Origin of the sequence: Streptomyces sp. NPDC096136 (assembly GCF_044763325.1) — a bacterium.
GTDB lineage: Bacteria > Actinomycetota > Actinomycetes > Streptomycetales > Streptomycetaceae > Streptomyces.
This window is the reverse complement of record NZ_JBIWFZ010000024.1, coordinates 104,602-129,835: the sequence shown is the minus strand read 5'-3', so window position 1 is coordinate 129,835 and position 25,234 is coordinate 104,602. Positions and strand designations below refer to the sequence as shown.

The window sequence follows — 25,234 nt, the reverse complement described above, 5'->3', positions numbered from 1 at the left end:
ACCTCGCCGGCATCTACGACCTCACCCTCCTCAACAAGGTCCTCAAGGCCGCCGGCAAGCCCGAGGTCTCCGACGCCGGCCTCGCCGCCAAGTAATCCCGGGGCACTCCGCGCACCGCGGCACCGGCTCGACGGGGCGTCCGCCCCGCGGAGCCGGTGCCGCCACGACGGGCGGCCGACGGGCGGTCTTGACAGCGCCCTGACTCGCGTCGACACTCCAGAACGGCAATCCCGAGTGAACCGGTAGGGAATTATGGGTTGTTCAGCACCGGCCCGCGGCACCGACGGCGTCCGCTCCGTCGTCCTGCCGCTGCCGCTGCCGCTGCTGACCTCACGCCGCCACATCGACCTCCTGCGCGTGTGCAGTGCGGCGGATCCCCTGCACCGCGGGGGCCCCGCGCCCGCCCGCCCCTGATCCTCCGCGCACTCACCCTCCGGGTCCCGGCCGCGCCGAATCCGGCGCCGGCCGCCGCCGTCGCACACCCGTGACCGAGCATTCCCAGGGAGACGCATGTCCACGACCCACCCGGCAGCCGTCCCGTCCTTCCGGAGCAGGATCGGCCGTGACGCCCGCAGCGGCTACCCCGCCGTCCCGCACCGCTACCGGCTCCACCTCGCACCGTCCGGTCCGCACTGTCTGCAGATCGCGATCACGCACGGCCTGCTGGGCCTGGAGGACTCCCTCCCGATGACCCTGCTGCCCGCCGTGCCCGACGCACCCGACGGCGGATACCTGGCGCTGCGGCCCCTGTACCAGGCCAGCTCCCACCCGTACCGCGGACCGGCCGCGGCCCCGGTCCTCGGCGACCGCTGGACCGGACGGATCGTCAGCACGCACGCGCCGGACATCCTCCAGGACCTGGGCAGGCGCTTCGACACCTGCGGCGCCCGCCTGTACCCGGACGGCGCCGACGCGGCGGTCGAAGCCGTCCGCCTGCTCTGCGAGCAGGACGTCAACGCGGCGGCGCAGCGCGCCGGCCGGTCCGGCGCCGACCCGCGGGCGCGCGACGCCGCGCTGGCCGTCCTGCTGCGCGGACTGGGCGCGCTGGAGCGGCGGCTCGCCTCCTGCGCGTACGTGCTGGGCGGGGAACTCACCGCCGCCGACGTGCAGGTGTGGGTGACGCTGGTGCAGCTGGACACGGTGCACCGCTGGCACCTGGACGCGGACGCGGTGTACCGCCTCACCGACCACCCGCACTTGTGGTCGTACGCGCGGCGCCTGGCCTCGCACCCCGCCTTCGCCCCCCACCTCGACCTGGACGCCATCGCCCTGCGCCACCACGCCCGTTGCCGGGGCGAGGAGGCCGCCGGCGCGGCGGTACGGATCGTGGACTGGCCCGCCCCCGCCGCGGGCGCGCCGGCCCCGGCCGCCGCCCTGAGGACGACCGGAACCCGCTGAGGGCACCGGTGCCGGGCCGGTCCGCCGGCCGCTTCCCCGGGACTCTCCGACCGCCGCGCCCCCGAGCCCACCCGCCCGGTGACGAGGGCCGCTTGCCCCGGAGCGCCGTGGCGCCGCGCAGCGGGCCGCGCGGTCCATAGTGGATCACACCCGGGCGGCTCCCGCCCGGGACGTACGACACGGGGAGTTCCACCATGCGCATCCACCGGAGCCGTTCCACGGCCCTGGCCACCCTCGTCGGGCTCGCCCTGGCCCTGACGGCCTGCGAGGGCGGCGGGCCCTCGGGCGGAGGGGCCGGCGCACCGGCTCCGAGCACGACGGCGCCGCAGGCCTCCCCGACGCCGCCCGCCACCCCTGCCCCGACACCGACCCCCACGGCGTCCGGCAGCACGGCGCGGACGGCCCCGGACGGCAAGGGCACCGACGAGGCCTACGCCTACACCCACCCCTGCTCCGCGCGGAACCTCAGTGTCAAGGTCTCCTCCGAGCAGGGCCTCCCGGCCACCGTCCGCGTCATCGCGGTGACCAACAACGGCTCCACCGGCTGCGGGCTCGACCTCCACCCGGCCGTCGGCTTCAGTGCCAAGGGCACAGCCCTCGGCATCCAGGCGACGCCCCCCGAGGGCATCGGCGGACCGGCGTACCCGGTCCGGCCCGGGTCCACCGCCTACGCCGCCGTGGACCTCGACCCGTCGGGCGCCGCCGGGCCGCTCGCCGACGAGATCAACATCCTGGCCGACCCGAGCCACATGCCCAACGCGGACGGCGTCAGCCTGCCGCTCGCCACGCCGGGCGCCGTCGCCCGCCCGAAGGTCGGGCTCTACCACGTCAGCGCCCGCGACTCGTTCAAGACCCTCTAGGCGGGCTCCGGGCCGCACCCGGCTCAGGCCACGGTGAGGGCGGGCCAGGGCCCAGGCGGCGGGGGCCGACGGGACCGTGCGCGGGGCATGGAGGGCTTGTGAGGGCCCCGGGCCGCTCAGCCCCCGTCCGGGGCCCGGTCGGCCCTACTGCCCGTGGACGGGGGAGGCCAGTGTGGGAGGAGACGGACGCCGGCGGCCGGGTGGCGGCCCCGGGGGAAGGAGAGAACGGTGAGGCACAGAGAAGTCGGCGAGCTGATGACCCGCGAGGTGGTCACGGTCCCTGCTCACGCCGCGTTCAAGGACATCGTGCGCACGCTCGGCGAGCACCGGGTGTCCGCGGTGGCGGTCACCGACGCCGCCGGCCACCCGCTCGGTGTGATCTCCGAGGGCGACCTGCTGCCGAAGTCCGCCGACCAGGGGGACTGGTACCGCTCGCTTCCGCGCCCCGAGCCGTGGGAGAGCGACAAGGCCGCCGGCACGCGGGCCGAGGAACTGATGTCGGCGCCCGCCGTCTGCGCCCGGCCCGACTGGACCGTCGCCGAGGCTGCCCGGCTCATGGAGAGCCAGCGGGTCAAGCGGCTCCTGGTGGTCGACGCCGCCGACGTGCTCGTCGGCATCGTGACCCGGGGCGACCTGCTGCGGATCTTCCTGCGCGACGACGACGCCATTCGCGACGAGATCACCGCGGAGGTCCTCGACCGGACCCTGCGCCTGGATCCCGCCGCCGTGTCCGCGGTCGTCCGGGACGGACGGGTGGCGCTGCACGGCGTGGTGCCCTTCAGGAGCCTCGTCCCCGTCGTCGAGCGGCTGTGCCGGACCGTCGACGGCGTCGTCGGCGTCACGGAGCACCTGGCGTGGGAGACGGACGACGTCGGCGCCCGCCCGTGAGCCGGCCCGGCGGCGCCGGGCTCCTGCGTGCGGCGGCCGTCAACCCGGGGGCGGGGCGAGCGGCACCCACCAGGTGAGCCGGGTGCCCGGCTGCCCCTGCGGCCGGGGGCCGAGCTCCAGCTCGCCGCCGAGCTTCGCGGCGCGTTCCTCCAGGTTGCGCAGGCCGCTGCGGCGGCCGTCCCGGGGCGGGCCGACGCCGTCGTCGGACACGGTGACGGTGAGGACCCCGCCGGCGACGGTGACCGAGGCCTCCGCGCGGGTGGCCCGGGCGTGGCGCGCGACGTTGGTCAGGGCCTCTCCGAGGACGGCGAGGACCTCGTCGGCGACCGCGGGCGGGACGTCGGTGTCGATCAGGCCCTCCATGCGCAGCGCCGGGGCGAAGCCGAGGACCGCGGCGGCCTCGTCGACGACCCGGACGGTGCGGGAGCGCAGCTTGGGCGAGGCTGCGGAGGCCTGGTGGTCGCGGAGTCCGAAGATCGTGGACCGGATGATCTTGATGGTGGCGTCGAGGTCGTCCACGGCGCGTGCGAGGCGTTCGGAGGCCTCGGGGTGGTCGACGAAGCGCTGGGCGCTCTGGAGGGTCATGCCGGTGGCGAAGAGGCGCTGGATGGCGAGGTCGTGGAGGTCGCGGGCGATGCGGTCGTGGTCCTCCAGCATGCTCATCTGCTCGGCGTCGCGGCGCCGCTCGGCCAGTTCGAGGGCGAGGGCGGCCTGGCCGGCGAACCCGGGCAGGGCGGCGACCTCGGCGGTGGCGAACGCCGCGCGGCCGCGCCCGCGGGCGAGGATCAGGACCCCGCTGAGCTTCTCCTTGGTACCGACGGTGACGGCCACGGCCGGGCCGAACCCGGCCCACCGCTCCGGCTGGACGGTGACGCGCGGGTCGTGCGACACGTCCGCGACCGTGACCAGCCCGTCCCCCGCCAGGGCGGCCTCGGCCAGGGTCCCCGTGGTGCCCGGCAGGACGATGCCCCGGTGCGCCGCGGCCCCCTCCCCCAGGGCCAGGGAGCCGCGCAGCTCCCCGGACGCGCCGAGGAGGTAGAAGACGCCCAGGTCGGCGCGGGTGATGTCCTTGGCCCGCTCCAGCATCCCTTCGAGGACCTCGTCCTGGCGGGTGCCGGAGAGCAGGGCGCTGGTGATGTCCGAGCTGGCGGCCAGCCAGCGCTCGCGCAGGCGGACCTCCTCGAAGAGGCGGGCGTTCTCGATGGCGATGCCCGCGGCGACGGCGAGCGTGGACAGGACGGCCTCGTCCTCCTCGTCGAAGGCGATCCCGCCCCGCTTCTCGGTCAGGTACAGGTTCCCGAAGACCTCCTCGCGGACGCGGACGGGGACGCCGAGGAAGGAGTGCATCGGCGGGTGGTGGGCCGGGAAGCCGTAGGAGGCGGGGTGCTCGGACAGCTCGGACAGCCGCAGGGGTTCGGGGCGGCGGATGAGTTCGCCGAGGATGCCGTGGCCCGAGGGCAGGTCGCCGATGCGCGCGCGGAGTTCGTCGGTGATGCCGACGGGCAGGAACTCGGCCAGCTTCCGGTCGTCTCCGATGACGCCGAGGGCCCCGTACTCGGCGTCCACGAGGACCACGGCGGCCTCGACGATGCCGCGCAGCACCTGGGGCAGGTCCAGCTCGCGGCCGACCGACATGACGGCCTCCAGGAGGCCGTTCAGCCGGTCCCGGGTCCCCCTGACCTCGTCGATGCGCCCTTGCAGCTCGTCGAGCAGTTCGTCCAGCCGCAGCCGCGACACTCCGGCCCTGGCGGACTGGCCCTCTCCGCTCATGTCCACCTCCGGCCGACGGCACCACGGAGAACCACCTCCTCCACGGTAGTCCCGCCGGCCCCGGTTTTCCCTTCCGGCAGGGCCGTACCACCCTGCGGCGGGGGCCCCGCCGCTCACCGCCCCGGTACGGTGATCACCGGGCAGTGCGCGCGGTGCAGCAGGCCGTGGACGACGGACCCGAGCCGCATGCCGGTGTACCCGCCGCGCCCGCGGCGGCCCACGACGACGGCGAGGGCGTGCTCGGCGGCCCGCCCGAGTTCCTCCACGGGGTGGCCGGTGAGGACCTCGTGCGTGACGCGCACGTCGGGGTACGTGTCGGACAGTCCGGCGGTGGCCTCGGAGAGCATGGCGCGCTGGGCCCGCAGGGCCGCCTCCCCGTCGTGCGGGGAGAAGGCGGGCGGCTGCCACACGCAGACGACGCGGAGCGCGGCGGCGCGCAGGTCGGCCTCCTCGAAGGCGAAGGCCAGCGCCGTCCCGGCGGAGGGGCTGCCGTCGACGCCGACGACGAGGTAGGGCGGCTGCTGGCTGACGTGCTCGGCGTCGCCCACCACGACGACCGGGCAGCCGGCCTGGGCGCTGACGGGGACCACGGTGGATCCGGCGCTGAGGAACTCGGCCGTCCGGCTGAGGTGCCGGGAGCCGAGGACGACCATGCGGGCCTCCCGGGCCGCGCGGCCCAAGGCGGCGGTGGGGTACCCGGCCGGCAGCTCGCCGGAGACCTCCACCTCGGGGTGGCGGTCGCGCGCCCAGCCGCAGGCCTCGTCGAGCTTGTCGGAGGCCTCCTGGACGGGGGCCGCCGGGCCGGGCGCCCCGTCCGCGCGGTGGGTGTCGTGCCGCGGCGGCACGGCCAGCACCAGGCGCAGGGGCAGGCGGCGGCGCTGCGCCTCGTCGGCGGCCCAGGCCAGGGGGAGGTGCCAGTTCCCGGCCGGGTCGATGCCGACGACGACGTCGTGTCCGCGGGGCCCGGTCATGAGGCGTTCCCGGGGTCGCCGGCCGGCCTGGGGAGCAGGAGGACGGGGCAGTGCGCGTGGTGCAGGACGCGGTGGCTGACGCGGCCCAGGCCACGGGCGATCCGGTGGGTGCCGGGGTCGCGGCGGCCGCCCATGACGAGCAGGTCGGCGGCGCGGGAGGCCTCGACCAGGGCCCCCGCCACGGAGACGCCCTTCTCGGCGTCGGCGCTCACCTCCAGCTCGGGGAACTCGTCGCCGACCGCGTCCCCGACGGCTTTGAGGGCGGCCGCGTGCGCCCCGGCGATCTCGTCGACGCCGTCGAGCATGCTGACGACCTGGCCGACGGAGTGCAGGACGTTCCAGACGTGCAGGAGGCGCAGGGACGCCTTGCGCAGTTCCGCCTCGCGCGCCGCGTAGCGGGCGTGCGGGAGGTCGCGGACGTCGCGGACGGCGACGAGCACGGTGCCGGTCCCCTCGTCCCCGCCGGTGCCTCGGACCACGACGACGGGGGTCGTGGCGGCGGACGCGACGTCCAGGCCGACGGAGCCGAGCATCAGGGAGTCGAATCCTCCCTGGCCCCGGTGGCCCACCACGATCGTGCCGTCCGCGCCCGCGGCCCGCCGCAGGCTGTCGACGGCGTCCGCGGTGCTGAACCCGGTGGTCACGTCGAGGCCGGGGTGCTCGGCCCGCAGGGCCCGCTCCGTCACGTCCAGGAGTTCCCGGCCGGCGGCGCGGGCGTCGGCGCGGACCCGTTCGACGGCCTGCGCGGACAGGTGGAGGGCCCTGCCCTCGGTGTCGGCCCCGTGGACGACGTGCAGGGGGCGGTCGCGGCGCACCGCCTCCGCGGCCGCCCACTGGGCGGCGGTGCGCGCCGCGTCCGATCCGTCCACGCCGACGACCACCGGGCCGGTGTCCGGGGTGCGGGATGTGCTTTCCACGGTTCCTCCCAACCGAGAAGACGATGGGGGACACGGCCGGGGGCCGAAGGTCCCGCCGGCGGCGTCAGTCCTCACTGCTCCCCTGGCCGGGGCGCAGCCGTCCGGACCAGTGCGGCTCGACCTGTTCCCACTCCCTCTCCCACTCTTGCGCACTGTGCCGGTCGACGCTCCACAGCCGTGCGTAGACGGCGGCGCCGGCGGCGAGGACGAGCACGGCCCAGGCACCGGTGCCCAGGCCCACGGCGTTCAGGGCGATGTCGGCCGTGCCGGGGGGTTCGGCGGCCGGGCTGCCGTGGTCGTCCACCCAGAGCCGGACGGCGTCCCCGCTGCGGGTCGAGCCGGGGACGGGGACGGTCTCCGTGTGGGCGCGGTGGGCCGGGTAGTTCCAGGTCGCGGGGGCCACGGGCAGGGAGCGGGTGTTCTCCCCCGGCCCGTCCCGGTAGGTGGCCTCGCCGACCGTGACGGCCGTGACGGAGTGCCGGTGGCGCGCGGTCTCGTCGGCGGCGCGTTCGGCGGCCCCCCAGGCGGCCCGTCCGACCGCGGCACCGCAGACCGCGGCCAGCAGGCAGGCCAGGACGAAGGTGGCGCGCAGACGGGTGCGGGCGCGGTCGGCGTCACGGCGGAGCGGGTTGGCCGGGTCCCCCGGCCTGCGGTGGTCCATGACGCGCCTCCGTGCTGCGTCCGCTGTCGGCCGCCCCCTCAGGCGGCCAGCTCGGCGCCGATGTGGTGGGCCCAGCTCCGGATCCTCTCGGGGTTGCGGAAGTCTCCGCCCTTGCCCTGCCGGATGAGTGCCCCGGCGAGGAACCCGGGCGTCCGGGCCGTGATGCTGCCGCCGAAGGTCATGTGCTCGCGCGCGCCGATGAGCTGCATCTGCCGGGCGACGGCGGCGACGGGCGGTATGTCGTGCTCCTCGGCGGAGCGGTCGAGGGGGCCGCTGCTGAACAGCCATACCGGCCGGTGCCTGAGGGAGTCGGCGTTGCGCTCGGCGCAGTGGGCGGCCTTGCTGCTCCAGTGGCCGCCGCGGAGGGATCCGCCGAGGACGACGGCGTCGTAGGCACGGACGTCGTGGACGTCGGCGGCGGGCAGCACGACGGCGTCGAGACCGTCCTCGCGGAGGGTGTCGCCGATCTGCTCCGCGATGCCGGCGGTGCCGCCGTACTCGGTGCCGTAGGCGACCAGAACGCGCTTGGTGCTCATGACGGGTCCTCCTGGGACGCGTGACGGGGTCTGCACCCACTCTCACGCGGCCGGCGGCGCCGCCGCATGGGCCGGACGGCTCCCGGAGGGGACCATCCGGTCCTCCCCTTCCCGCCCGTCCCGGCGGGGCTACCCGGCGGCGGAGTCCGGCCGGATGATGGTGACCGGGCAGGGGGCGTGGAGGGCGACCTGCTGGCTGACGGAGCCGAGCAGGGCCCGGCGGAAGCCGCCCCGGCCCCGGCTGCCCACCACCAGCAGGTCGGCGCCCTCGGCCGCGTCCACGAGGACGTCGGCCGGATTGCCCCGTACCAGGCGCTGGTGCACCCGGGAGGCGCCGTCCGGGCCGAGGACCGTGCGGACCTCCTCGACCAGGCTCCGCTCGGCCTCCTCCTCGTCGAATTCGGTGTCCACCGCCGGCGCCGACCAGGAGGCGGCCCCGGGCACGTCCCACGCGCTGACCGCCTCCACCCTGCCGTTCACCAGGCCGGCGTACCGGACCGCCCAGCGCAGCGCGGCCTGGGACGAGGGCGATCCGTCGAGGCCCACCACGACACGCGTCACCTCTGGTTGCCTGTCCATTGCGCCTCACCTTCCCGTGCCTGTACCTCCACAGTGTCCGAGGCGTTCGGACACCGCCACACGGGGCCGCCCCGGACGCGGCGGCCCGCCGTTCAGCGCCGTCGCAGGGAGAACCACCTCTCCTGGCCCGCTGCGACGCTCTCGCGCCGGTTCCCGGGCAGGACGAGGGGTACGGGGCCCCGGGACGAGGACGGGACCTTGATGCCGATCCGGCCCGTGCGGAAGGTGATGCGGACGTCCCGGTGCCCGAGGAAGCAGACCGAGAACGAGGAGGCCGGCACCTCGGACAGGGGGGCCGGATCGACGCGCAGGCCGTCGGTGCCGGGGGCGAGGCCGACGATGCCGCGCTCGACGAGGTCGAGGGTGCCGGCCATGGCGCCGAGATGGATCCCCTCGCCGGTGGTGCCGCCCTGGATGTCGGTGATGTCGCCGAGCAGGGCCTCGCGGCAGTAGCGCCAGGCGTCGGCACCGTGCTGCCGGGCGAGGACCCAGCCGTGGACGAGGCTGCTGAGCGTCGAGCCGTGGCAGGTCCGCCGCAGGTAGTAGGAGACCGTCCGGCGCCAGAGCTCCTCGTCCATCGGGTAGCCGAGCCGGGCGAACAGCCGGCCGAGTTCGTCGGGGCGGAAGAGGTAGCCCAGCATGAGGGTGTCGGCCTGTTTGGAGGCCTGGTAGCGGTTGGGGGTGTCGCCCTCGGCCTCCAGGATGCGGTCCAGGCGGCGGATGTCGTGGTAGCGGGCACGGTACGCGTCCCAGTCCAGCTCGGCGAGGTCGCCGTAGCCGTGGAACTGGCCGATGACATCGCGGTGGAACGGCACGTACAGGCGGCGCGAGACGTCCTCCCAGGCGCGCAGGACCTCGTGGTCCGCGCCGAGTTGCGCGAGGAGCTCGGCACGCCGGGCCGCCGGGAGTCCGCCGTACAGGTCGAGGGCGCGGGCGAGCACCCAGGCGGCGGTGACGTTGGTGTAGGCGTTGTCGTCGATGCCGGGGACGTCGGTGTCCGGGTAGGCGTCGTGGTATTCGTCCGGGCCGACGACGCCGCGGATCCGGTAGCGGCCCAGCCCGGGGTCCCAGGTCGCCGTGTCGGCCCAGAACCGGGCGATGTGCAGCAGGAGTTCGGCGCCGGGACCGTGCATGAACCCCGTGTCGCCGGTGGCCCGGCCGTACTGCCACACGTTCCAGGCGACGGCGGACCCGACGTGGTGCTGGAGGCGCGAGTGGTCGGGCAGCCAGCGGCCGGAGCGCGGGTTGAGGTGCAGCCGCTGGGTCTCCTCGGATCCGGAACTGCCGCTCTGCCAGGGGAAGGCGGCCCCCTTCGCCCCGGCGCGGCGTGCGCTCTCGCGGGCGGCGGGGAGCCGGCGGTGGCGGTACATCAGCAGGGCGCGGGCGGTTTCGGGGAAGTGCAGGGCGAGGTAGGGCAGGACGAACAGCTCGTCCCAGAAGACGTGGCCCCGGTAGGCCTCGCCGTGCAGGCCGCGGGCCGGGACGCCGGCGTCGAGTTCCGCCGTGTGCGGGGACAGCGTCTGCAGCACGTGGAAGACGTGGAGGCGCAGGGCCCGCCCGCCCCCGCCCGGCGCCCTCACCTCGCCGTCGTTCCACAGCCGTTGCCACGACGCCCGGTGGGAGGCCAGCAGGGTGGGGAAGTCCGGCGCCGATCCTGCGTGTTCGACGCAGCGCGCCACGGGATCGCCCCAGGGGCGGTCGAGCGAGGTGAACAGGGCCGCGGTCTTCACGATCACGGCCGGCCGCGCGCGCCGGACGGGCAGGACGACGGTCTGCCGCACGGCGGTGTCCGTGCAGGCCGCGCCGATGGCGGCCAGGGGGTGCGCCGCGGTGCGTACGGCGAGCCCGATCCGCAGCCGCGAGCCGGCGGTGGCACAGGACAGCCAGGCCGTTCCCTGCGCCTCGACGCCCGCCCGGTGGCCGACGAGGTGCCGTCCGGCCAGGGCCCGGTAGCGGTCCACGCCCTCGTTGGCGACGTCGCCGTCGAGCACGGACTCGACCTCGATCCCGCCCTGCCAGCCGTACGCGCTGAGGACGGTGCGCTGTGCGGCGAGGTGCGGGTCGCCCATGTGGACGAGGCGGGTGTGGGTGACGCCGAGGCGGCGGCCTTCGGCGTCGTGGAAGAGCAGGCGGCGGGTGAGGGTTCCCGAGCGCAGGTCCAGCGAGACGCGGCAGTGGCGCAGCGCGGGGTGGTCGGGGGTGAGCCAGTCGCCGGGGCCGGCGCCGTCGGGCAGGCAGCGGTAGCGCAGGGCGGTCCAGTCCGGCAGCCGGACCATGTCCTCGTTGGAGACCTCCCGCCCGGCGACGGTGGAGGTGAGCCGGTCGTAGCAGCCGGCGAGGTACGTGCCCGGGTAGTGGACGTCGTCCGTGACGCACTCGGGGGCCGAGCCCCGGGTGGCGAAGCGGCCGTTGCCGAGGGTGCACAGGGCCTCGACCAGCCGTTCGCTCCCGGGATCGTAGTGGTGGTACTCCCACCGCCAGGGGGCGTTCACGGGCGGCCGTCCTCGAGGGCGGCGGGCAGGGGCGCGAGGCCGGTGAGGACGAGGTGGGCGCCGTGCGCGAGGAGGGCCGCGCCCCTGCCCGGGTCGTCCCCGCGGTCGATTCCCACGACCGGGCGGAACCCTCCCGCGCGTCCCGCCTCCACCCCGGCGGGGGCGTCCTCCACCACGGCGGTCCGCTCCGGGACCGCGCCGAGGCGGTCGGCGGCCTCCAGGAAGAGGGCGGGGTCGGGTTTTCCCGGCAGGCCCAGCAGCGCGGCGTCCCGGCCGTCCAGCACGGCGTCGAAGAGGTTGAGGAGGCCCGTGGCCTCCAGGAGGGGGCGCGCGTGGCGCGAGGCCGAGACGGCCGCGCACCGCACGGTGGCCGCCCGCAGTCGCAGGAGCACGGGCCGGACGTCGTCGTAGGCCTCGACGCCTTGGGTCCGGAGCGCCTCGGAGAAGATCCGCTCCTTGCGGGCCGCGACCGCGTGGACGGTCGCGCACCCCGGCGCGTCCTGCGGGGTCCCCGGGGGCAGGTCGATCCGGCGGGAGGCGAGGAACGCGCGCACCCCGTCGAGGCGGGACCTGCCGTCCACCAGGTCCCGGTAGTCGCGGACGGCGTCGAAGGCACGCGGCGGTCCCGCGGCAGCCGCCCGCTGCCACGTGGCGAGACAGCCGTCGAAGGCCTCCTTCCAGGCGGCCGCGTGGCGTGCCGCCGTGGCGAGGAGCACGCCGTCGGTGTCGAAGACGACCGCTCCCGCGCCGCTCATGAGCCGTGCGTGACGCGGCGGCCGGTGAGCCGGGCGGGGGTGATCTTCATCCAGTGGCTGCGCGGGCCGCCGGCCCAGGGCTGGGAGCGGGCCGTGGCCGCCAGGTGGCGGATCTCCTCGGAGGCGGTGACGGCCCTCAGCTCGCCGACGGCCAGGACGCTCCAGCCGCCGGCCGTGACGTCGTCGATGTTGTCGATCTCGAAGGCGGCCTCCGTCCCCGCCGCCCGGGCGGCGACGGCCTCCGCGGCGGTGCGGAACGCGATGTCGGCCCCCGCGACCAGGTAGTTGACCGGGAGGACGGCCGGGCCTTCGGGGGTGAAGACGGCGATGCGCCCCACGCCGTGCGTGCCCAGCAGCGCCCGGCACTCCTCCTCGTCCAGCGGGACCAGGGCCGTGTCGCGCCGGGCCGTGGACCGGCCGGCCACCCGGCCGGCGTTGGCGCCGGTCAGGTCGTCGACCGTGACGCCGAGCACGTCGGCGACCCGGACGAGGGTGCCGATGGACGGGGAGGCGGCGTGTTCCTCCAGGTACGCGATGTAGTTGCCGTCCACGCCGCACCTGTGGCCCAGTTCCTCACGGGTCAGGCCGAGGGTTTCACGGCGGGCCGCCAGGCGGCGGCCGAGGTCGGTGCGTCCGGCCGTCCCGCCGGACGGGTGCGGATGGATGCTCGGCGTACTCTGCATGGCACTCACTGCTCCTGGGCCTCTTCGTGCCGGTCTCCGTGCTGGGTGGAGGGGTGGAGGACGGGGTCACCGCCAGGCTGCTCCTGCCCGCCCGCGCCCCGCTTGGGCCGGTCGGCCCCCTCCACGGGGACCGGTCGGGTCTGGCCGCCGCGCCGCGGCGGGTGCCACGGTGGAATCCGGCCGGTCGAGAGCGACCGCGCCCCGGTCCTCGCCGACTGCGGCCTCTTCCAGGGTGTCGCGGACCTGCGGCGCCGCAACCGGGGCGGGCCGCCCGGGACCGTGCTCCGCGCCGGCGCCCGCCTCCGCACACCGAGGGACCCACGCCATGACCGCTCCCGCCGCCCCCGCCCCGTACACCGTCGCCGACGTGATGACCACCGAGGTCGTCGCCGTCACCCCCGAGACCGGCTTCAAGGACATCGCCGCCGCCATGGGGCGCTGGAAGGTGACCGCCCTGCCCGTCCTGGAAGGGGAGGGCCACGTCGTCGGCGTGGTCTCCGAGGCCGACCTCCTGCCCAAGGAGGAGTTCCACGAGCACGCCCCCGGCCTGATCGAGCAGATGCGCCGCCTCGGCGACACCGCCAAAGCCGGCTCCACCCGCGCCGAGAACCTCATGACCACCCCCGCGGTCACGATCCGCCCCGACGCGACCCTCCCCCAGGCCGCCCGCCTGATGGCCGGCCGGCACCTCAAGCGCCTGCCCGTCGTCGACGCCGACGGCACGCTCCGGGGCATCGTCAGCCGCGCGGACCTCCTCAAGGTCTTCCTGCGCGCCGACGAGGACCTGGCCGCGGAGATCCGCGAGAGCGTCGTCGCACGCCTGTTCCCGCTCTCCCGTGAGGCCGTCAAGGTCGCCGTCGCCCACGGCGTCGCCACCCTCACCGGCCCGGTCCGGGACCCGGGCCTGATCCCCCTGGCGGAGCACCTCGCCCGGTCCGTCGAGGGCGTCGTCGACGTGCGCTGCCTGCTCCGGGCCGCGGACGCCCCCGGCGACGGGCCGTAGCGGCCTCCGCCCTCCCCGCCGATTCGCGCGCCGATGGGGGCACGAGCAGCATGGAGGGGTCAACCGTCGGCCCGGACCCGACACCGGCGGAGCGCCCGGCGCAGGAGGTTGCCGCGATGGAGCTGCCCCTTACGGTCGGCGTCGACGGCTCCGAGCCCGCGCTCCGGGCCCTCGACTGGGCCGTGGACGAGGCCGCCCTGCACGGGCTCCCGCTGCGGGTGGTGTACGCCTCCCGCTGGGAGTGGTGCGAGCTCTCCCCGGGTCCCGTGGGGCAGCGGGCGGAGGAGCAGACCGGCCCCGAGGCCCTGCGGACGGCCGTCGGCAGGGCCGGGCGGCGCGCCCCGGAGGTCCGGCTGGACACCGCGGTGGTCTCCGAGGACCCCGCCCAGGCACTGATACGGGAGAGCCGCACGTCGTGGGCGGTGGTCACCGGTTCGCGGGGGCGCGGCGGCTTCACGGAGCTGCTGCTGGGCTCGGTCGGCCTGGCCGTGGCCTCCCGCGCGCTGTGCCCGGTCGTCGTCGTCCGCGGCGACGGGCCCGGCGAGGCGCCCCACCGGATCCTGCTCGGGGTGTCGGACGCCCCCGGGGGCGCGGAGGCCGTGCGGTTCGCGCTGCGCGAGGCGGCCGTGCGCGGAGACGACCTGGAGGCGGTCCGCGCCTGGCACTGCCCGGCGCACGAGACGACCCCCCACCCGGCCCTCGCCGACGGGGTCTGCCTGTACCACCAGGCGCGCGCGGACACCCTGCTGGACGAAGCCCTGACCGGGCCGCTGCGCGAGCATCCCGGGGTCGTCCCGCGCCGGACCCCCGTCGAGGGTCCCGCGCACAAGGTGCTCCTGGAGCGCACGGCGGGGGCCGGCCTCGTGGTGGTCGGCGCGCACCGCCGGGCGCACCGCTCCGGCCTGCAGCTGGGCCGCGTCGCCCACACCCTGCTGCACCACGCGCACTGTCCCGTCGCGGTCGTGCCCCGGATCGAGGGGGGTGTCCGGGAATGACCCGTCGGGGCGGGGGCCCGGTGCGGCCGGACCGGGTGGTCCCGCGCGGAGGGCCACCCGGCCCTGGACCGGACGGGCCGGGGGTCGGCACTATGAACGGCACCGGACTGGAAGACGAAGCCGTCGGCGAGGTGAGCTGAGATGGAACCCACTTCATGGACCACCCCGGGTGTGTTCGCAGGGCACGACGGGGTGCTCACGGAGCAGGCCGGGGCGCTGTCGGGCGAACTGACCGTGCACACCGAGTGGCAGGAGGGCCGCGCGCACGTCGCGGTCGGGTACGGGGACGGCGAGGAGTGGTACGCCCTGGCCGGCAGCCCGGTGGCCTGCCCCGATCCGCGGTCGAGCCGCCTGGTGCACCAGAGCGCGGTGGAGGCCGTCCGCGCGGGCGGCGCGGTGCGCTTCGCTCCCCCGCCGATCATCTCGGCGGTCTGAGTCCCGGCGCGCGGTCCGGCGGGGGCGGGGTCACTCGCCCCGGTCCGGCCGCAGTTCGATGCGGTCCGGGGCCAGGTCGACCGCCACGCGGTGTTCCATGCCCAGGGCCGCCAGGAACTTCGGCGGGAGCTGGACGCGTCCGGAGCGGTCGAGGACCACGTACTCGCGTTCGCTGACCGATTCCTCGCCGTGCTCGTCGGTGACCAGGCTGCGCAGGACCTCGCTGCTGGTGCGGCCGTCGCGGATCGCCACGGTGCGGCGGACCTCCCCGGCCACCATGGGGTCGTGGGTCACGACGACCACCGTCACGCCGAGTTCCCTGTTCACCGTGCGGAGGGCCTCGAAGACCGTGGCGGCCGTCTCGGAGTCCAGTTCGCCCGTGGGCTCGTCGGCCAGCAGCACCCTGGGGTCGTTCGCCATCGCCACGGCGATCGCGACGCGCTGCTGCTGCCCGCCCGACAGCTGCGCGGGGTGCCGGTGCGCCAGGTCGCCGATCCCGAGGGCGTCCAGCACCTCCGCGACCCGGGCGGCCTGGCGGGCGCGGGCGCCGCGGCGGGAGCCCCCGCCCCGCAACTGCATCGGCAGGGCCACGTTCTGGGCGGCCGTCAGGAACGGCAGCAGGTTGCGGGCCGTCTGCTGGAAGACGAAGCCGACCGCTTCGCGCCGGTAGCGCAGCCGGTCCCGCGCCGACAGTTCCAGCAGGTCGTATCCGGCGACCGCGGCGCTGCCCGCCGTGGGGACGTCGAGGCCCGCCAGGATGTTGAGGAGGGTGGACTTCCCGCTGCCCGAGGCGCCCACCAGGGCCACCAGGTCGCCCTGGGCGACGGTCAGCTCCAGCCCCTGGAGGGCCTGCACCTCGACGCCGTCGGTGCTGAAGATCCGCACCAGACGGTCGCAGGCGATCGCGGCGTCCGCGGCGGGGGTGCGGGACTCCGTGGCGGCCGCCGCCCTGCGGCGCAGCTCCTCGTAGGTCGGCTGGTCGGTGTTCAACGCTGGTCTCCCGCTCTCAACTCGGTGGTGATCTGCCGTCGCCCGGACGTCGCCGCCTCGACGAGGACGGCCGCGGCGACCAGGGCGGCCAGGCCCAGGGCCGGTGCCAGTACCGCCCCCGCGGTGAGCCGTACGCCGGTCGGCGCGCTCGCGCCGACCAGCGTGGACAGGTCCATCGCCGGGCCCAGCAGCGCCACCGCCGCAGCCGCCGTCAGGGCCCCGCCCAGCGCGGCGGCCAGGGTCTGCGGCAGGGCCTCGGCGAGGATCAGGGCCACGCCCTGGCGGCGGCGCAGCCCCATGGTGCGCAGCCGGGCCAGCAGCGCGGCGCGTTCGGGGACGTTGCGCAGCAGCGTGAGCAGCACGGCCAGCAGGGCGAAGCCGGCGGCCGCGGCCACGCAGGACCAGAACAGGCGCTCGGCCGAGCCCTGGAGCGGATCGGCGCCGAGCTCGGCGACGTACTCGGCGCTGGTGCGCACCAGGTACCGCTCGTCGGCCCGCTGCGCGCCGGCGCCCGCGTCCCGTGCCGCGGCCGGCTCCGCCGTCCGCTGCGGCGTCGGGGCGGCCTGCGGCGTCGCGGTCGGTGCCGGGCGGTCGGCGCGGGCCAGGGCGCGCAGCCGCCCGGCCTCGACGGGGCCGAGGGCGAGCCACCGGTTGGCGTGGTCGGCGCCGCGGACCAGGGCCGACGCGGGGCCCGCCGGCAGGACGACGGTCTCGCCGCCCGCGCCCGACGGGACGGGGGTGCAGTCGACGACCCCCGCGGCCCGTACCCGCAGCTCCCCGCCCGGTCCCGGCCGCAGGACGTGCGTGCCCGGGCCCGCCTGCCGGGCCAGCCCGGCGCTGAACAGCGCGGGCACCGGGGCGTCCGCGGAGCCCGTCCCGCCGCCGCCCAGCAGGGCGGGGTCGAAGGCGCCGCAGCCCAGGCCGCGGGAGAGCGCGGCGTACGCGGCGGGTTCCGCGACGACCAGGGTGACCCGGGTGCGGCCCTCTGCGGTGCCGAGGACCGCGGAGTCGTCGTCCGTCCACAGGGAAACGGACGTCCGCACGCCCGGCAGTTCGCCCGCGGCCTTCAGGAGCGCGTCCGGGAGCGTGCCGCCCCCGACCGCGGAGACGGCCGCGTCGCCGCCGATCGTCCGGTGCGCCCCCAGGAGGCGGGCGGCGTCCACGGACTCCAGGACGGCGGAGCCGAACCCGCCGGTGGTGACGGCCAGGAGCAGGGCGACGAGGGGCAGGACGGAGGGGCCGGTCCGGCCGCGCCCCGGGGTTGCGGCCCCGCGGCGGCCGGGGCCGCTCGCGGCCCGTACCAGTCCGAGGTGGCCGACCAGCCCGCGGCCGCGGGCGGCCGCCCGGGCGAACCACCCCGTCAGCAGGGGTAGGAGCCGGGCCAGCAGCAGGCCCCCGCACAGCGCGAGCAGCAGCGGCGCGGCGATCAGCAGCGGGTCCGTGCCGCTGCCCGCGGGCGCGACCCCGCGGCGGCGCACCTCCGACACGGCGGCGGCGGTGGCGGCGAGGACCAGCAGTTCGGCCACGGGTCTGCGCCACCGCGCGGCGGGGCGCGGTGGGGACAGCAGCACGGCAGCGCGGACCGGGAAGGCCAGCAGGGCGAGCAGGGCGACGGTCGCGGCGCAGAGCAGCGAGGCCGCGAGCCGGGGCGTGGGCAGCAGCAGGACGGCGAGCGCGGTGGCCGCGGCGGCCGCCGGGAGCACGGTGACGGCGCCCTCGCCGAGGAGCCGGCCGACGATGCCGGCGCGCGAGCCGCCGCGCGCCCGCAGGAGTCGCAGCTCGGCCTCCCGGCGGTCCGCGGCGAGCGCGCCGGCCAGGCACAGGACGACGAGGGCGACCCCGGCGACCCCGGCGGGGCCGATCGCGGCGAGCGGTGCCGCGGCCCGGCTGCGGGCCCGGGCCTGGGCGAACAGCTCGGGCAGCCGCGAGTTGGTGCGGAGCATGTCGCGCGAGGTCTGCGTGACGAGTTCGGCGGCGACCGGCCCGGTGACGTACGAGGCGATGTCCTGCTCGGTGGCGGCGAGCCGGTCCGCGCGCAGCCGGCCGGTGTCGACCGGGAGCCGCCAGAAGTCCTCGGCCGTGGAGCTCCAGCCGTCGAGCCGGGGCAGGTCGGGGGCTTCGACGAGGGCGTCGGCGGCCCAGTAGGCGTTGTCCCCCTCGTGGTACTCGCAGGCGAGGGCGAGACATCCCAGGTCCACCCAGAAGTCCTCGGTCTCGTCGGGGACCGCGTAGAGGCCGACGACCTGCGCGCGGGGTCCTGCGCCGGGCACCGGTGAGGTCGTCAGGACCGTTCCGAGGCCGGCGCCGATGGTGCGGGCGGCGCGCTGGGAGAGCGCGATCCGCAGCGGCGGCCCGTCCTCGGCGGAGGCGGCGGGCGGGGCGCCCGCGGCGGGGGCGTCGGCCGGCCACTGCCCTTCCACCAGCCGGACGTGCGCCCGGGCGTTGCGCACGTAGAGCAGGCGCATCACGGGCGGCAGGCCCGACGGGGCGGCGAGCCCCGGGTTCAGCAGGCCGCGGCCCTTGACGGTCCAGTTGCCGTACACGACGGAGTCCGGGTCGACGTGGAAGCTGCCTCTGGTGTGCGCGAGCAGGGTCGACTTCGTCGCGTCGAGGCGCTCCGTGCCCTGTCCCCGTTCCGGCGGCGCGGTCGCCAGCAGGCTGGTGTAGCCGGGCCCGCCGCGCTGGAGGAAGGACCGCAGCGCCTGGTCGGCTCCGCGGTCCTGGGCCCGTGGCAGGGCGGCGGCCAGCAGGACCGCGACGAACGCCAGCACGGCGGCGAGCACGCTGCCGGCCTTGGCTGCCCGCAGCCGGGTCCCGACCCAGGGCGCGGGACGCGGGACGGCCGCGGGGGGCCGCGCGGGCGCCGAGGACTCCGGGGTCGCCGACGGCGGCAGGGTGGTCACATCTCCTCCACGGGGCGCAGCCGGGCGGCGATGTCGCGGCCCCGGGGACCGCCGAAGGCGGCCGACAGCAGGGGGACGGCCGCGATGGCGGCGGCCGTCAGCAGGGTCTGCCAGAGCGGCATGTCCACCCGGACGGGCGGGTACGGCCGGCGCGCGGCCGGCGTCAGCACGACCAGGGGCGCCATCAGGTGGACGAGGACGACTCCCAGCGCGGTGCCGACCGCGGTCCCGAGGACGATCAGCGCCCCGCCCTCGGCGGCGGCGGCCCGGGCCAGTGAGCGGCGGGGGGCGCCGAGGGCGAGCAGCACCGAGAACTCCCGCCCGCGCACGCGCCGTTCGGCGGCGGTGGCGGTGGCGAAGCCGATGGCGGCGAGGACCGCGCAGGCGGCGGCGAGGGCGCCCAGCGCGCTCTGCGGGCCGGCGCTCAGCGGGTCGTCGAGCAGGCTGTCGGCGATCTCCCCGCGCAGCTGGACGCGTTCGGTCCTGACCCCTTCGCGGAGCAGGTCCGCCGCGCGGGCCGGGGCGGGGTCGGCGGCCGAGGCGGCGGGCAGCCACCACTCGCCGGGCGCGGCCGCCTGCTGCCCGGCGGTCTCCAGCAGGAACCGGCCGAGCGTGGGCAGGTCGACGGCGAGCGCCTTGCGTCCGGCCACGGGGAGCGCCTCCACGGCGGCGGTGATCTTCAGCGGAACGGTCACCCCGTCGACGGTGACGTGGACCGTGTCCCCCGTGGAGGCGCCGAGCGCGCGGAGGTAGCCGGTGGTGGCGACCGCCGGGAGGGCGGCGGCGGGCGGGGCGGCGGGGGCGGGGAACAGCAGGGCGTGGACGCCCCGGTCGGTGCCGAACCCGCCCCAGTAGCGCAGGCGCAGCACCTCGGTGGAGCCGGCCGCGGCCGGGGCGAGGGCGGGGACTCCGGAGGCGCGGGGCGGCTGCGGGGGCGCCAGCTGCCAGCCCCCGGTGCCCGCGGGGCCGGCCGCGGCCGGCGCGGCGACCGGCACGGGGGCGCCGTCGGGGGTGTCGGAGGCGGCGATCCGGCGCAGGGCGAGTTCGGCGCCGTCGCCCGCGGGGCCGCCGTCCCCGGCGTAGGAGAGGTTGACGCCCGCCAGCGCCAGCGGGGTCGCGGCCGAGCCGATCGGGGCGTCGGTCAGGGCGTCCAGCGGGAAGCGGAGGGTGCCGTCGCCGGTGGGCAGGGGGACCTGCGGGGTGGTGTGGACGGTCCCGAACCGGTCGCGCAGGAGCAGGCTCACGGCGGCCCAGCTCATGCCGCTGGACCGTACCGTCACGTCGAGGTCGATGCGGCGGGGGGAGCCGGGCAGGGTGACGCCGGGGGCGGCGGCCTGCGGCCCGGGGGCGGCGAGGGGGGTGAGCAGCTCCCGTACGGAGCGGCCGCCGCGCAGGTCCGCGCGCAGCGGTACGGTTCCGCCCGCCTTGGCGGCGTCGAGCGCCAGGAGCTCGGCGGTGCCCCCGCCCGGCAGCTGCTGGTCCTGGCGGACCACCGGGATCAGGCGGTCCGCGCCGGGGAGGGCGCCGTAGCGTCCGCCCTGGCCCATCGGGGACATGCTGCTGCCGGAGATCCGCAGCCCGCCGGCGGTCGCGAAGTCCGCCTGGTCCCGCTGGGAGGCGGACCAGGCGGCGTGCTGGCCGAGGGCCAGGACCCCGCTGGAGACGGCGAGGACGAGCAGCAGTACGGGCCCGGTGGCGCGGCCGGGCCGTCGGGCGAGCTGCCAGCCGAACAGGGCCGGGCCGAGGCTGCGGCCGCGCGCCGCCAGCCGCCCGCCGGCCCGCGCGGCGAACGGCAGCAACCGCAGGACCAGCAGCGTGCCCGCGCAGAGGGCCAGGGCCGGGGCCGCGACCAGCACGGGGTCCACGCCGAGCCCGCCGCCGGCGGGGCCGCTGCCCGGGCCGGCGCCGTCGGCGCCCCCGTAGTGCGCCAGCTGCTGGTAGCAGAGGACGGCGAGGGCCACCGCGGCCAGGTCCAGTCCGGAGCGGGCGGCGCCCGTCACCAGGGCCTGCCGGCTGCCTGCCCGGCGCAGTACGGCGGCGGAGGCGCCGCGCAGGACGGAGGGCAGGGTCGTCAGCAGGACGCAGGCCAGGGCGCAGCCGGCCGCGGCCGGCCAGACCAGCCAGGTGTCCGGGATCTCCAGGTGGACCCGGCCGAGCGGTCCGATCCGGCCGGACAGGCGCAGCAGGGGCGGTGTCAGCAGCGGGGCGAGGACGGCTGCGGGCAGGGCCAGCAGCAGCGACTCGGCCGCGCCCAGCGCGCCGAGGCGCCGGCGGGAGGCGCCGCGCGCGGTGAGCAGGACCCGCTCCGGCTCCTGGCGGACCGTCATGATGTGGGAGACGAGGAGCAGCGCGGCGGCCGCGAGCACGGCGAGCTGGAGGGCGCCCGCCAGCAGGGCGGACCGGGCGACGCGCAGTCCGGAGTCCGTCTCGGCAAGCAGCTCGGGGAGTTCGGTGGAGGTGCGGAGCGAGGCGGTGCGCTCCAGGTCGCGCCCCGCGGGGCCTGCGGCGGCGCGGACCGCCTCGGCTTCGGAGGCGCGGATCGTGCCCAGGTCCGGGGTGAGGAGCGTGGACCGGTACTCCTGGAGGAGGCCTCCGGCCGTGAAGGCGCTGTCGTCCACGAGGAGGGGGCCGTAGGTGGTGAAGCTGCCGGTCCGGATCTCCCGGCCGCCGAGCGGGTCGAGCCGCCAGTAGGCGTCGTCCGGATCGGCGGCCCGGTACACGCCGGTCACCAGGACCGTCAGCGCGGGCCCGCCGAACCGGTCGTCGAGGCGGACCTGCGCGGGCAGGGCCGATCCGGTCAGGCCGAGGCGCGCCAGCGCCGTGCGCGGCACGGCCGCCTGGGGCGGCACGGAGCCGCCCGCGACGGGGGCGGTCACCGGCTGCGGCCACTGCCCCTCCAACAGCCGCACGTGCGTGCGGCCGAGCGCGGCGAGCAGGGTGAGGTCGGCGTCGCGGCCCGAGGCGGAGGCCCCGGGAAGCCCGTAGGAGCGGCTCAGCGCCAGGCTCTGCGCGGCCACCGGAAGCCGCCCGAACACCTTGCCGGAGAAGGCCCGGACGGACGCGTCGTCCGTGGCCCGCGAGGCGGCGGGACGGCCGCTGGTGACCACGACCGTCGTCCGCGAGCGCTCCGGGCCGGCCAGGGCGCGCCGGAGGCCTTCCTCCCCCACGCCGCGGGTGAACGCCGTCAGCGCGGTCAGAGCGGTGGCCGTGATCAATACGGTGAGCAGTGCGGCGACGGCGAGCGGCCATCGCCCGCGCAGTCGGCGCACGACGAAGCCGAGCACGTGTGCAGTCCCTCCCCCGTCCGGACTCGCAGTCCCGGATAGCGGACGATGCTGTCAGATTCGGATGATCAACGGAAGGGACTTGCGTGAAGTAGGTGACAGGTGCGCAAATGTGATCAGAAAGTCACAGCGGCCCTGCGGGTACGGGAGGCGGGCCCGGGGGCGGCGCACTCGACTCCACGGGGGAGCACCTGCCATGACAGCCCATCAGAGTTCTGCGGCGACGTCCGCGCCGGCCCGGGAGGACCGCGGCACGCCGCTCGTGGTGGTGGACGACGTGCACCACAGCTTCGGCAGCGGACCGCAGGCCGTCCACGCCCTGCGCGGGGTGTCCTTCGGGATCCGGCGCGGCGCGCTCACCGCGCTCCGAGGGCGCTCGGGGTCCGGCAAGACCACCCTGCTCAACCTCGTCGGCGGCCTCGACACCCCGAGCAGCGGGCGGATCACCCTCGACGGCACCGACCTGGCGGCCCTCGACGAAGCGGGCCTGCTGGCCCTGCGCCGCGACCGCATCGGCTTCGTCTTCCAGTCCTTCGGGCTGATCCCCGTCCTCACCGCCCTGGAGAACGTCGGGGTGCCGATGCGGCTGCGCCGGGTCCCGGCCAAGGAGCGCGAGGAGCGCGCACGGACCCTGCTCGCCCTGGTCGGCCTCGCGGAACACGCCGAGCAGCGCCCCGGCGAACTCTCCGGCGGCCAGCAGCAGCGCGTCGCGTTGGCCCGGGCCCTGGCCAACGACCCCGAGCTGATCATCGCCGACGAGCCCACGGGCCAGCTCGACCTGGAGACCGGCCGGTCGATCATGGAGCTGCTGCGCGCGGTGGTCCGCAGCAAGGACGTCACCGTCCTCGTCGCCACGCACGACCCGAACCTGATCGAACTCGCGGACCACGTGGTGGAGTTGCGCGACGGACGCGTCGTCGAGGCCGACGCCGGCACCCGCACGCCCGCCGACGCGTAGGAAGCCCTGCCCGAAGGCGGCGGCGGCCGGCGGCGCCGGGAGGCGCTCCGCGGCCGGCCCGGCCGAAGGCCGCGTGCGCTCGGCGGCCGGCTCACAGGTCCAGGTCGACCTCCAGGGCCGCGGCCCGCAGGGCGGCCGCGAGGCGGACCACCGGTTCGGCCGGCGGACCGGGCAGCCGGGCCAGCAGCAGGCGCCGGGTCTCCTGCGGCCCGCCGCGCACCGGCAGGACGCGTACGCCGGGCGGCACGGCGGCCGCCATCGCGGAGGGCACGGTGGTCAGCCCGCAGCCCGCGGCGACCAGGTGCAGTTTCGCCAGCCAGTCCCGGGCCGTGTGCGCGATCTCGGGCCGCTCGTCCAGGCCCGGCCACACCCCCAGCAGCACGTCCGCACCGGAGGACGGGCCGGCGATCCACTGCTGTCCGGTCAGGTCGGCCACGTCGGCGAACTCCCCGCGGGCCAGCGGGTGCGCCTCCGGCACGGCCAGGCACAGGGACCGCTCCGTGAGCGTCTGGAGCGCCAGCGGGGGCGACTCGGCGTCCGGCGCGCGGAAGGGCGGAGCGGAGGCGAGCAGGGCGAGATCGATGCTGCCCGCCCGCAGGGCCCGCGCCAACGCAGGGGTGGTCCCCTCCCGGCTGACGACGCGCACGCCCGGATCGCCGCGGCGCAGCGCGGCGAGGGCCCGCGGCACCAGGGTCGTACCGGCGGAGGGCAGCCAGCCCAGGCGTACGGTCCCGCCCGGACCGGGCAGGCCGGAGAGCTCCCGGGCGGCCCGGTCGATCTCGTCGAGCACGGCCGTCGCCCGGCGCATGACGATGCGCCCGGCCGGGGTCAGCCGTACGCCGTCGCGGCGCCGCACCAGCAGCTCCGCACCGGCGGCCCGCTCGATGGAGGCGATCTGCCGGGACACCGCCGACTGGGTGTACCCCAGCGAGGCCGCGGCCGCGGTGAAGGTCCCCTGCTCGGCCACCGCGCGGAACACCCGCAGCGCGGTCAGCGACACGTCCGTGAAGTCCATGAGGTTTACGCATACCACACATGCACAAGTTTCGTTGGACGCATGGATCCCCGGCTTCCTACCGTGAGGGCATGAACACTTCACGCATCGCACTCGTCACCGGCGCCAACCAGGGCCTGGGCCGGGCCCTCGCGGAGGGCCTCGCCGCCCGCATGCGGCCGGAGGACCTCGTCCTGCTCACGGGCCGCGACCACCGGCGCGTCACCGAAGCGGCCCGCGAGACGGCGGGCCTGCCCGGCACCCGCGCCCGGGTCGAGGGCCGCGTCCTGGACGTCACCGACACCGAGGAGATCGCCCGCCTCGCCGAGGAGCTGCGGGCCCGCTACGGCGGCGTCGACGTGGTGGTCTCCAACGCCGTCACCCGCCTCCTGCCCCACGAGTCGCAGGCCGCGCGCGCCGACGAGTTCATCGACGTCTCCAACACGGCCACCCACGCCGTCCTGCGGTCCTTCGGCCCGGTCCTGCGGCCCTGCGGCAGGCTGCTCGTGGTGGCCAGCGGCCTGGGCACCCTCGGGCACCTGGACCCCCGGCTGCACCCCCTGTTCGACGGTGCGAGCCTGGACCAGGTCGAGTACGCCGTCGAGTCCTGGCGCGCCGCGATCCACCACAACACGGCGGCCGAGGCGGGCTGGCCGCGCTGGCTGAACGTGCCCTCGAAGGTGGCCCAGGTCGCCGCCGTCCGCGCGGTCGCCGCCGAACGCCGCGCCCGCGACCTCGCGGACGGCACCCTGGTCGCCGCCGTGTGCCCCGGCATGGTCGACACCGCGACCTCCCGCCCGTGGTTCACCGACTTCAGCGGGGCCCGGACGCCCGCCGAGGCGGCGCGCGCCGTGCTCGACCTCGTGTCCGCTCCCCAGGCGGACCCCGCCCTGTACGGCGAACTGGTCCGCTTCGGCGAGGCCCTGGACTGGCACGGCGGCCGGCCCCTGGTCGAGCAGGACCGCCTGCTCACGCCCTGAACCCCCGAGCCGAATCCCTGCGGGCCCCGGCGAACGGCGCCGGGGCCCGCGGCCTTCCCGGAGCGCACCGCCTCCGACGGGCGTCAGAATTTGACTGAATTTTCAGTCAGTGCGACGCTGAGGCCGGGCGGGAGCCCCGGCCGATCGGCGCCCCCCTCGCCCGCGCACCGCCCGCGCAGGCG

General features: G+C 76.9%; 22 protein-coding genes. 9 read left to right on the top strand and 13 right to left on the bottom strand.

Going from position 1 to position 25,234, the window contains the following annotated elements:
• Window positions 1-252: 252 nt before the first annotated feature.
• The 4 genes from ACIRBY_RS33660 (at window position 253) to ACIRBY_RS33645 (ending at window position 3,146) form a co-directional block, all read left to right on the top strand.
• Window positions 253-414, top strand: coding sequence for a hypothetical protein (locus tag ACIRBY_RS33660; protein WP_403907895.1), 162 nt, complete (start codon window positions 253-255; stop codon window positions 412-414).
• Window positions 415-510: 96 nt separating this feature from the next.
• A complete protein-coding gene (locus tag ACIRBY_RS33655) occupies window positions 511-1,398 on the top strand; it encodes a glutathione S-transferase C-terminal domain-containing protein (protein WP_403907893.1) in 888 nt (295 codons plus the stop codon).
• A 194-nt stretch (window positions 1,399-1,592) separates the two neighbouring features.
• Window positions 1,593-2,258 (top strand): DUF4232 domain-containing protein, encoded by a 666-nt coding sequence (locus ACIRBY_RS33650; RefSeq protein WP_403907891.1) that lies wholly within the window; start codon window positions 1,593-1,595, stop codon window positions 2,256-2,258.
• Window positions 2,259-2,486: 228 nt separating this feature from the next.
• Complete coding sequence (locus ACIRBY_RS33645; RefSeq protein ID WP_403907889.1) at window positions 2,487-3,146, top strand: CBS domain-containing protein; 660 nt, start codon at window positions 2,487-2,489, stop codon at window positions 3,144-3,146.
• A 39-nt stretch (window positions 3,147-3,185) separates the two neighbouring features.
• Here the strand turns inward: ACIRBY_RS33645 and ACIRBY_RS33640 are convergent, their stop codons facing one another.
• The 9 genes from ACIRBY_RS33640 to ACIRBY_RS33600 all read right to left on the bottom strand — a co-directional run bounded on the left by ACIRBY_RS33640 (window position 3,186) and on the right by ACIRBY_RS33600 (window position 12,510).
• Window positions 3,186-4,916 carry a GAF domain-containing protein gene (locus tag ACIRBY_RS33640; protein WP_403907887.1) on the bottom strand — a complete coding sequence of 577 codons (1,731 nt, stop codon included), beginning with the start codon at window positions 4,914-4,916 and terminating at the stop codon, window positions 3,186-3,188.
• A gap of 113 nt (window positions 4,917-5,029) precedes the next feature.
• Window positions 5,030-5,887: a universal stress protein gene (locus ACIRBY_RS33635; protein WP_403907885.1), complete on the bottom strand. Its 858-nt coding sequence runs from the start codon at window positions 5,885-5,887 to the stop codon at window positions 5,030-5,032.
• Window positions 5,884-6,804, bottom strand: a complete 921-nt coding sequence (locus ACIRBY_RS33630; protein ID WP_403907883.1) for a universal stress protein — start codon at window positions 6,802-6,804, stop codon at window positions 5,884-5,886. Before ACIRBY_RS33630 ends, ACIRBY_RS33635 begins: the two co-directional genes overlap by 4 nt.
• Before the next feature lie 64 nt (window positions 6,805-6,868).
• Window positions 6,869-7,465, bottom strand: coding sequence for a hypothetical protein (locus ACIRBY_RS33625; protein WP_403907881.1), 597 nt, complete (start codon window positions 7,463-7,465; stop codon window positions 6,869-6,871).
• A 38-nt stretch (window positions 7,466-7,503) separates the two neighbouring features.
• The gene (locus ACIRBY_RS33620; RefSeq protein ID WP_403907879.1) at window positions 7,504-8,001 is read right to left on the bottom strand and encodes a flavodoxin domain-containing protein; all 498 of its coding nucleotides are present in this window, start codon (window positions 7,999-8,001) and stop codon (window positions 7,504-7,506) included.
• Between the two features lie 129 nt (window positions 8,002-8,130).
• On the bottom strand, window positions 8,131-8,580 hold the full coding sequence (locus tag ACIRBY_RS33615; RefSeq protein WP_403907877.1) for a universal stress protein: 450 nt from the start codon (window positions 8,578-8,580) through the stop codon (window positions 8,131-8,133).
• Window positions 8,581-8,672: 92 nt separating this feature from the next.
• Window positions 8,673-11,072 (bottom strand): glycoside hydrolase family 65 protein, encoded by a 2,400-nt coding sequence (locus tag ACIRBY_RS33610; RefSeq protein ID WP_403907875.1) that lies wholly within the window; start codon window positions 11,070-11,072, stop codon window positions 8,673-8,675.
• Window positions 11,069-11,827 (bottom strand): HAD family hydrolase, encoded by a 759-nt coding sequence (locus tag ACIRBY_RS33605; protein WP_403907873.1) that lies wholly within the window; start codon window positions 11,825-11,827, stop codon window positions 11,069-11,071. The genes ACIRBY_RS33610 and ACIRBY_RS33605 overlap by 4 nt, the downstream gene beginning before the upstream one ends.
• Window positions 11,824-12,510: a helix-turn-helix domain-containing protein gene (locus tag ACIRBY_RS33600; RefSeq protein ID WP_403907871.1), complete on the bottom strand. Its 687-nt coding sequence runs from the start codon at window positions 12,508-12,510 to the stop codon at window positions 11,824-11,826. Before ACIRBY_RS33600 ends, ACIRBY_RS33605 begins: the two co-directional genes overlap by 4 nt.
• 325 nt (window positions 12,511-12,835) lie before the next feature.
• Between ACIRBY_RS33600 and ACIRBY_RS33595 the strand changes: the two genes are divergently transcribed.
• From ACIRBY_RS33595 to ACIRBY_RS33585, 3 genes are all read left to right on the top strand, one after another.
• Complete coding sequence (locus tag ACIRBY_RS33595) at window positions 12,836-13,513, top strand: CBS domain-containing protein (protein ID WP_403907868.1); 678 nt, start codon at window positions 12,836-12,838, stop codon at window positions 13,511-13,513.
• A 116-nt stretch (window positions 13,514-13,629) separates the two neighbouring features.
• Entirely contained in the window at window positions 13,630-14,508 is an 879-nt protein-coding gene (locus tag ACIRBY_RS33590) for a universal stress protein (protein WP_403907866.1), read from the top strand.
• Between the two features lie 141 nt (window positions 14,509-14,649).
• Complete coding sequence (locus ACIRBY_RS33585; RefSeq protein ID WP_403907864.1) at window positions 14,650-14,943, top strand: hypothetical protein; 294 nt, start codon at window positions 14,650-14,652, stop codon at window positions 14,941-14,943.
• A gap of 30 nt (window positions 14,944-14,973) precedes the next feature.
• On the opposite strand, the gene ACIRBY_RS33580 is transcribed toward ACIRBY_RS33585, so the two are convergent.
• From ACIRBY_RS33580 to ACIRBY_RS33570, 3 genes are read right to left on the bottom strand one after another with little or no spacing between them, the layout of a single operon-like run.
• The gene (locus ACIRBY_RS33580; RefSeq protein ID WP_403907862.1) at window positions 14,974-15,933 is read right to left on the bottom strand and encodes an ABC transporter ATP-binding protein; all 960 of its coding nucleotides are present in this window, start codon (window positions 15,931-15,933) and stop codon (window positions 14,974-14,976) included.
• Entirely contained in the window at window positions 15,930-18,836 is a 2,907-nt protein-coding gene (locus ACIRBY_RS33575; RefSeq protein ID WP_403907860.1) for a hypothetical protein, read from the bottom strand. Before ACIRBY_RS33575 ends, ACIRBY_RS33580 begins: the two co-directional genes overlap by 4 nt.
• Window positions 18,833-22,120: an FtsX-like permease family protein gene (locus ACIRBY_RS33570; protein ID WP_403907858.1), complete on the bottom strand. Its 3,288-nt coding sequence runs from the start codon at window positions 22,118-22,120 to the stop codon at window positions 18,833-18,835. The genes ACIRBY_RS33575 and ACIRBY_RS33570 overlap by 4 nt, the downstream gene beginning before the upstream one ends.
• A gap of 196 nt (window positions 22,121-22,316) precedes the next feature.
• Between ACIRBY_RS33570 and ACIRBY_RS33565 the strand changes: the two genes are divergently transcribed.
• Complete coding sequence (locus tag ACIRBY_RS33565) at window positions 22,317-23,078, top strand: ABC transporter ATP-binding protein (RefSeq protein WP_403907856.1); 762 nt, start codon at window positions 22,317-22,319, stop codon at window positions 23,076-23,078.
• A gap of 91 nt (window positions 23,079-23,169) precedes the next feature.
• Here the strand turns inward: ACIRBY_RS33565 and ACIRBY_RS33560 are convergent, their stop codons facing one another.
• Complete coding sequence (locus tag ACIRBY_RS33560; protein ID WP_403907854.1) at window positions 23,170-24,093, bottom strand: LysR family transcriptional regulator; 924 nt, start codon at window positions 24,091-24,093, stop codon at window positions 23,170-23,172.
• A gap of 71 nt (window positions 24,094-24,164) precedes the next feature.
• On the opposite strand from ACIRBY_RS33560, the gene ACIRBY_RS33555 reads away from it, so the two are divergent.
• Window positions 24,165-25,052, top strand: a complete 888-nt coding sequence (locus ACIRBY_RS33555; protein ID WP_403907852.1) for an SDR family NAD(P)-dependent oxidoreductase — start codon at window positions 24,165-24,167, stop codon at window positions 25,050-25,052.
• Window positions 25,053-25,234: the final 182 nt, after the last annotated feature.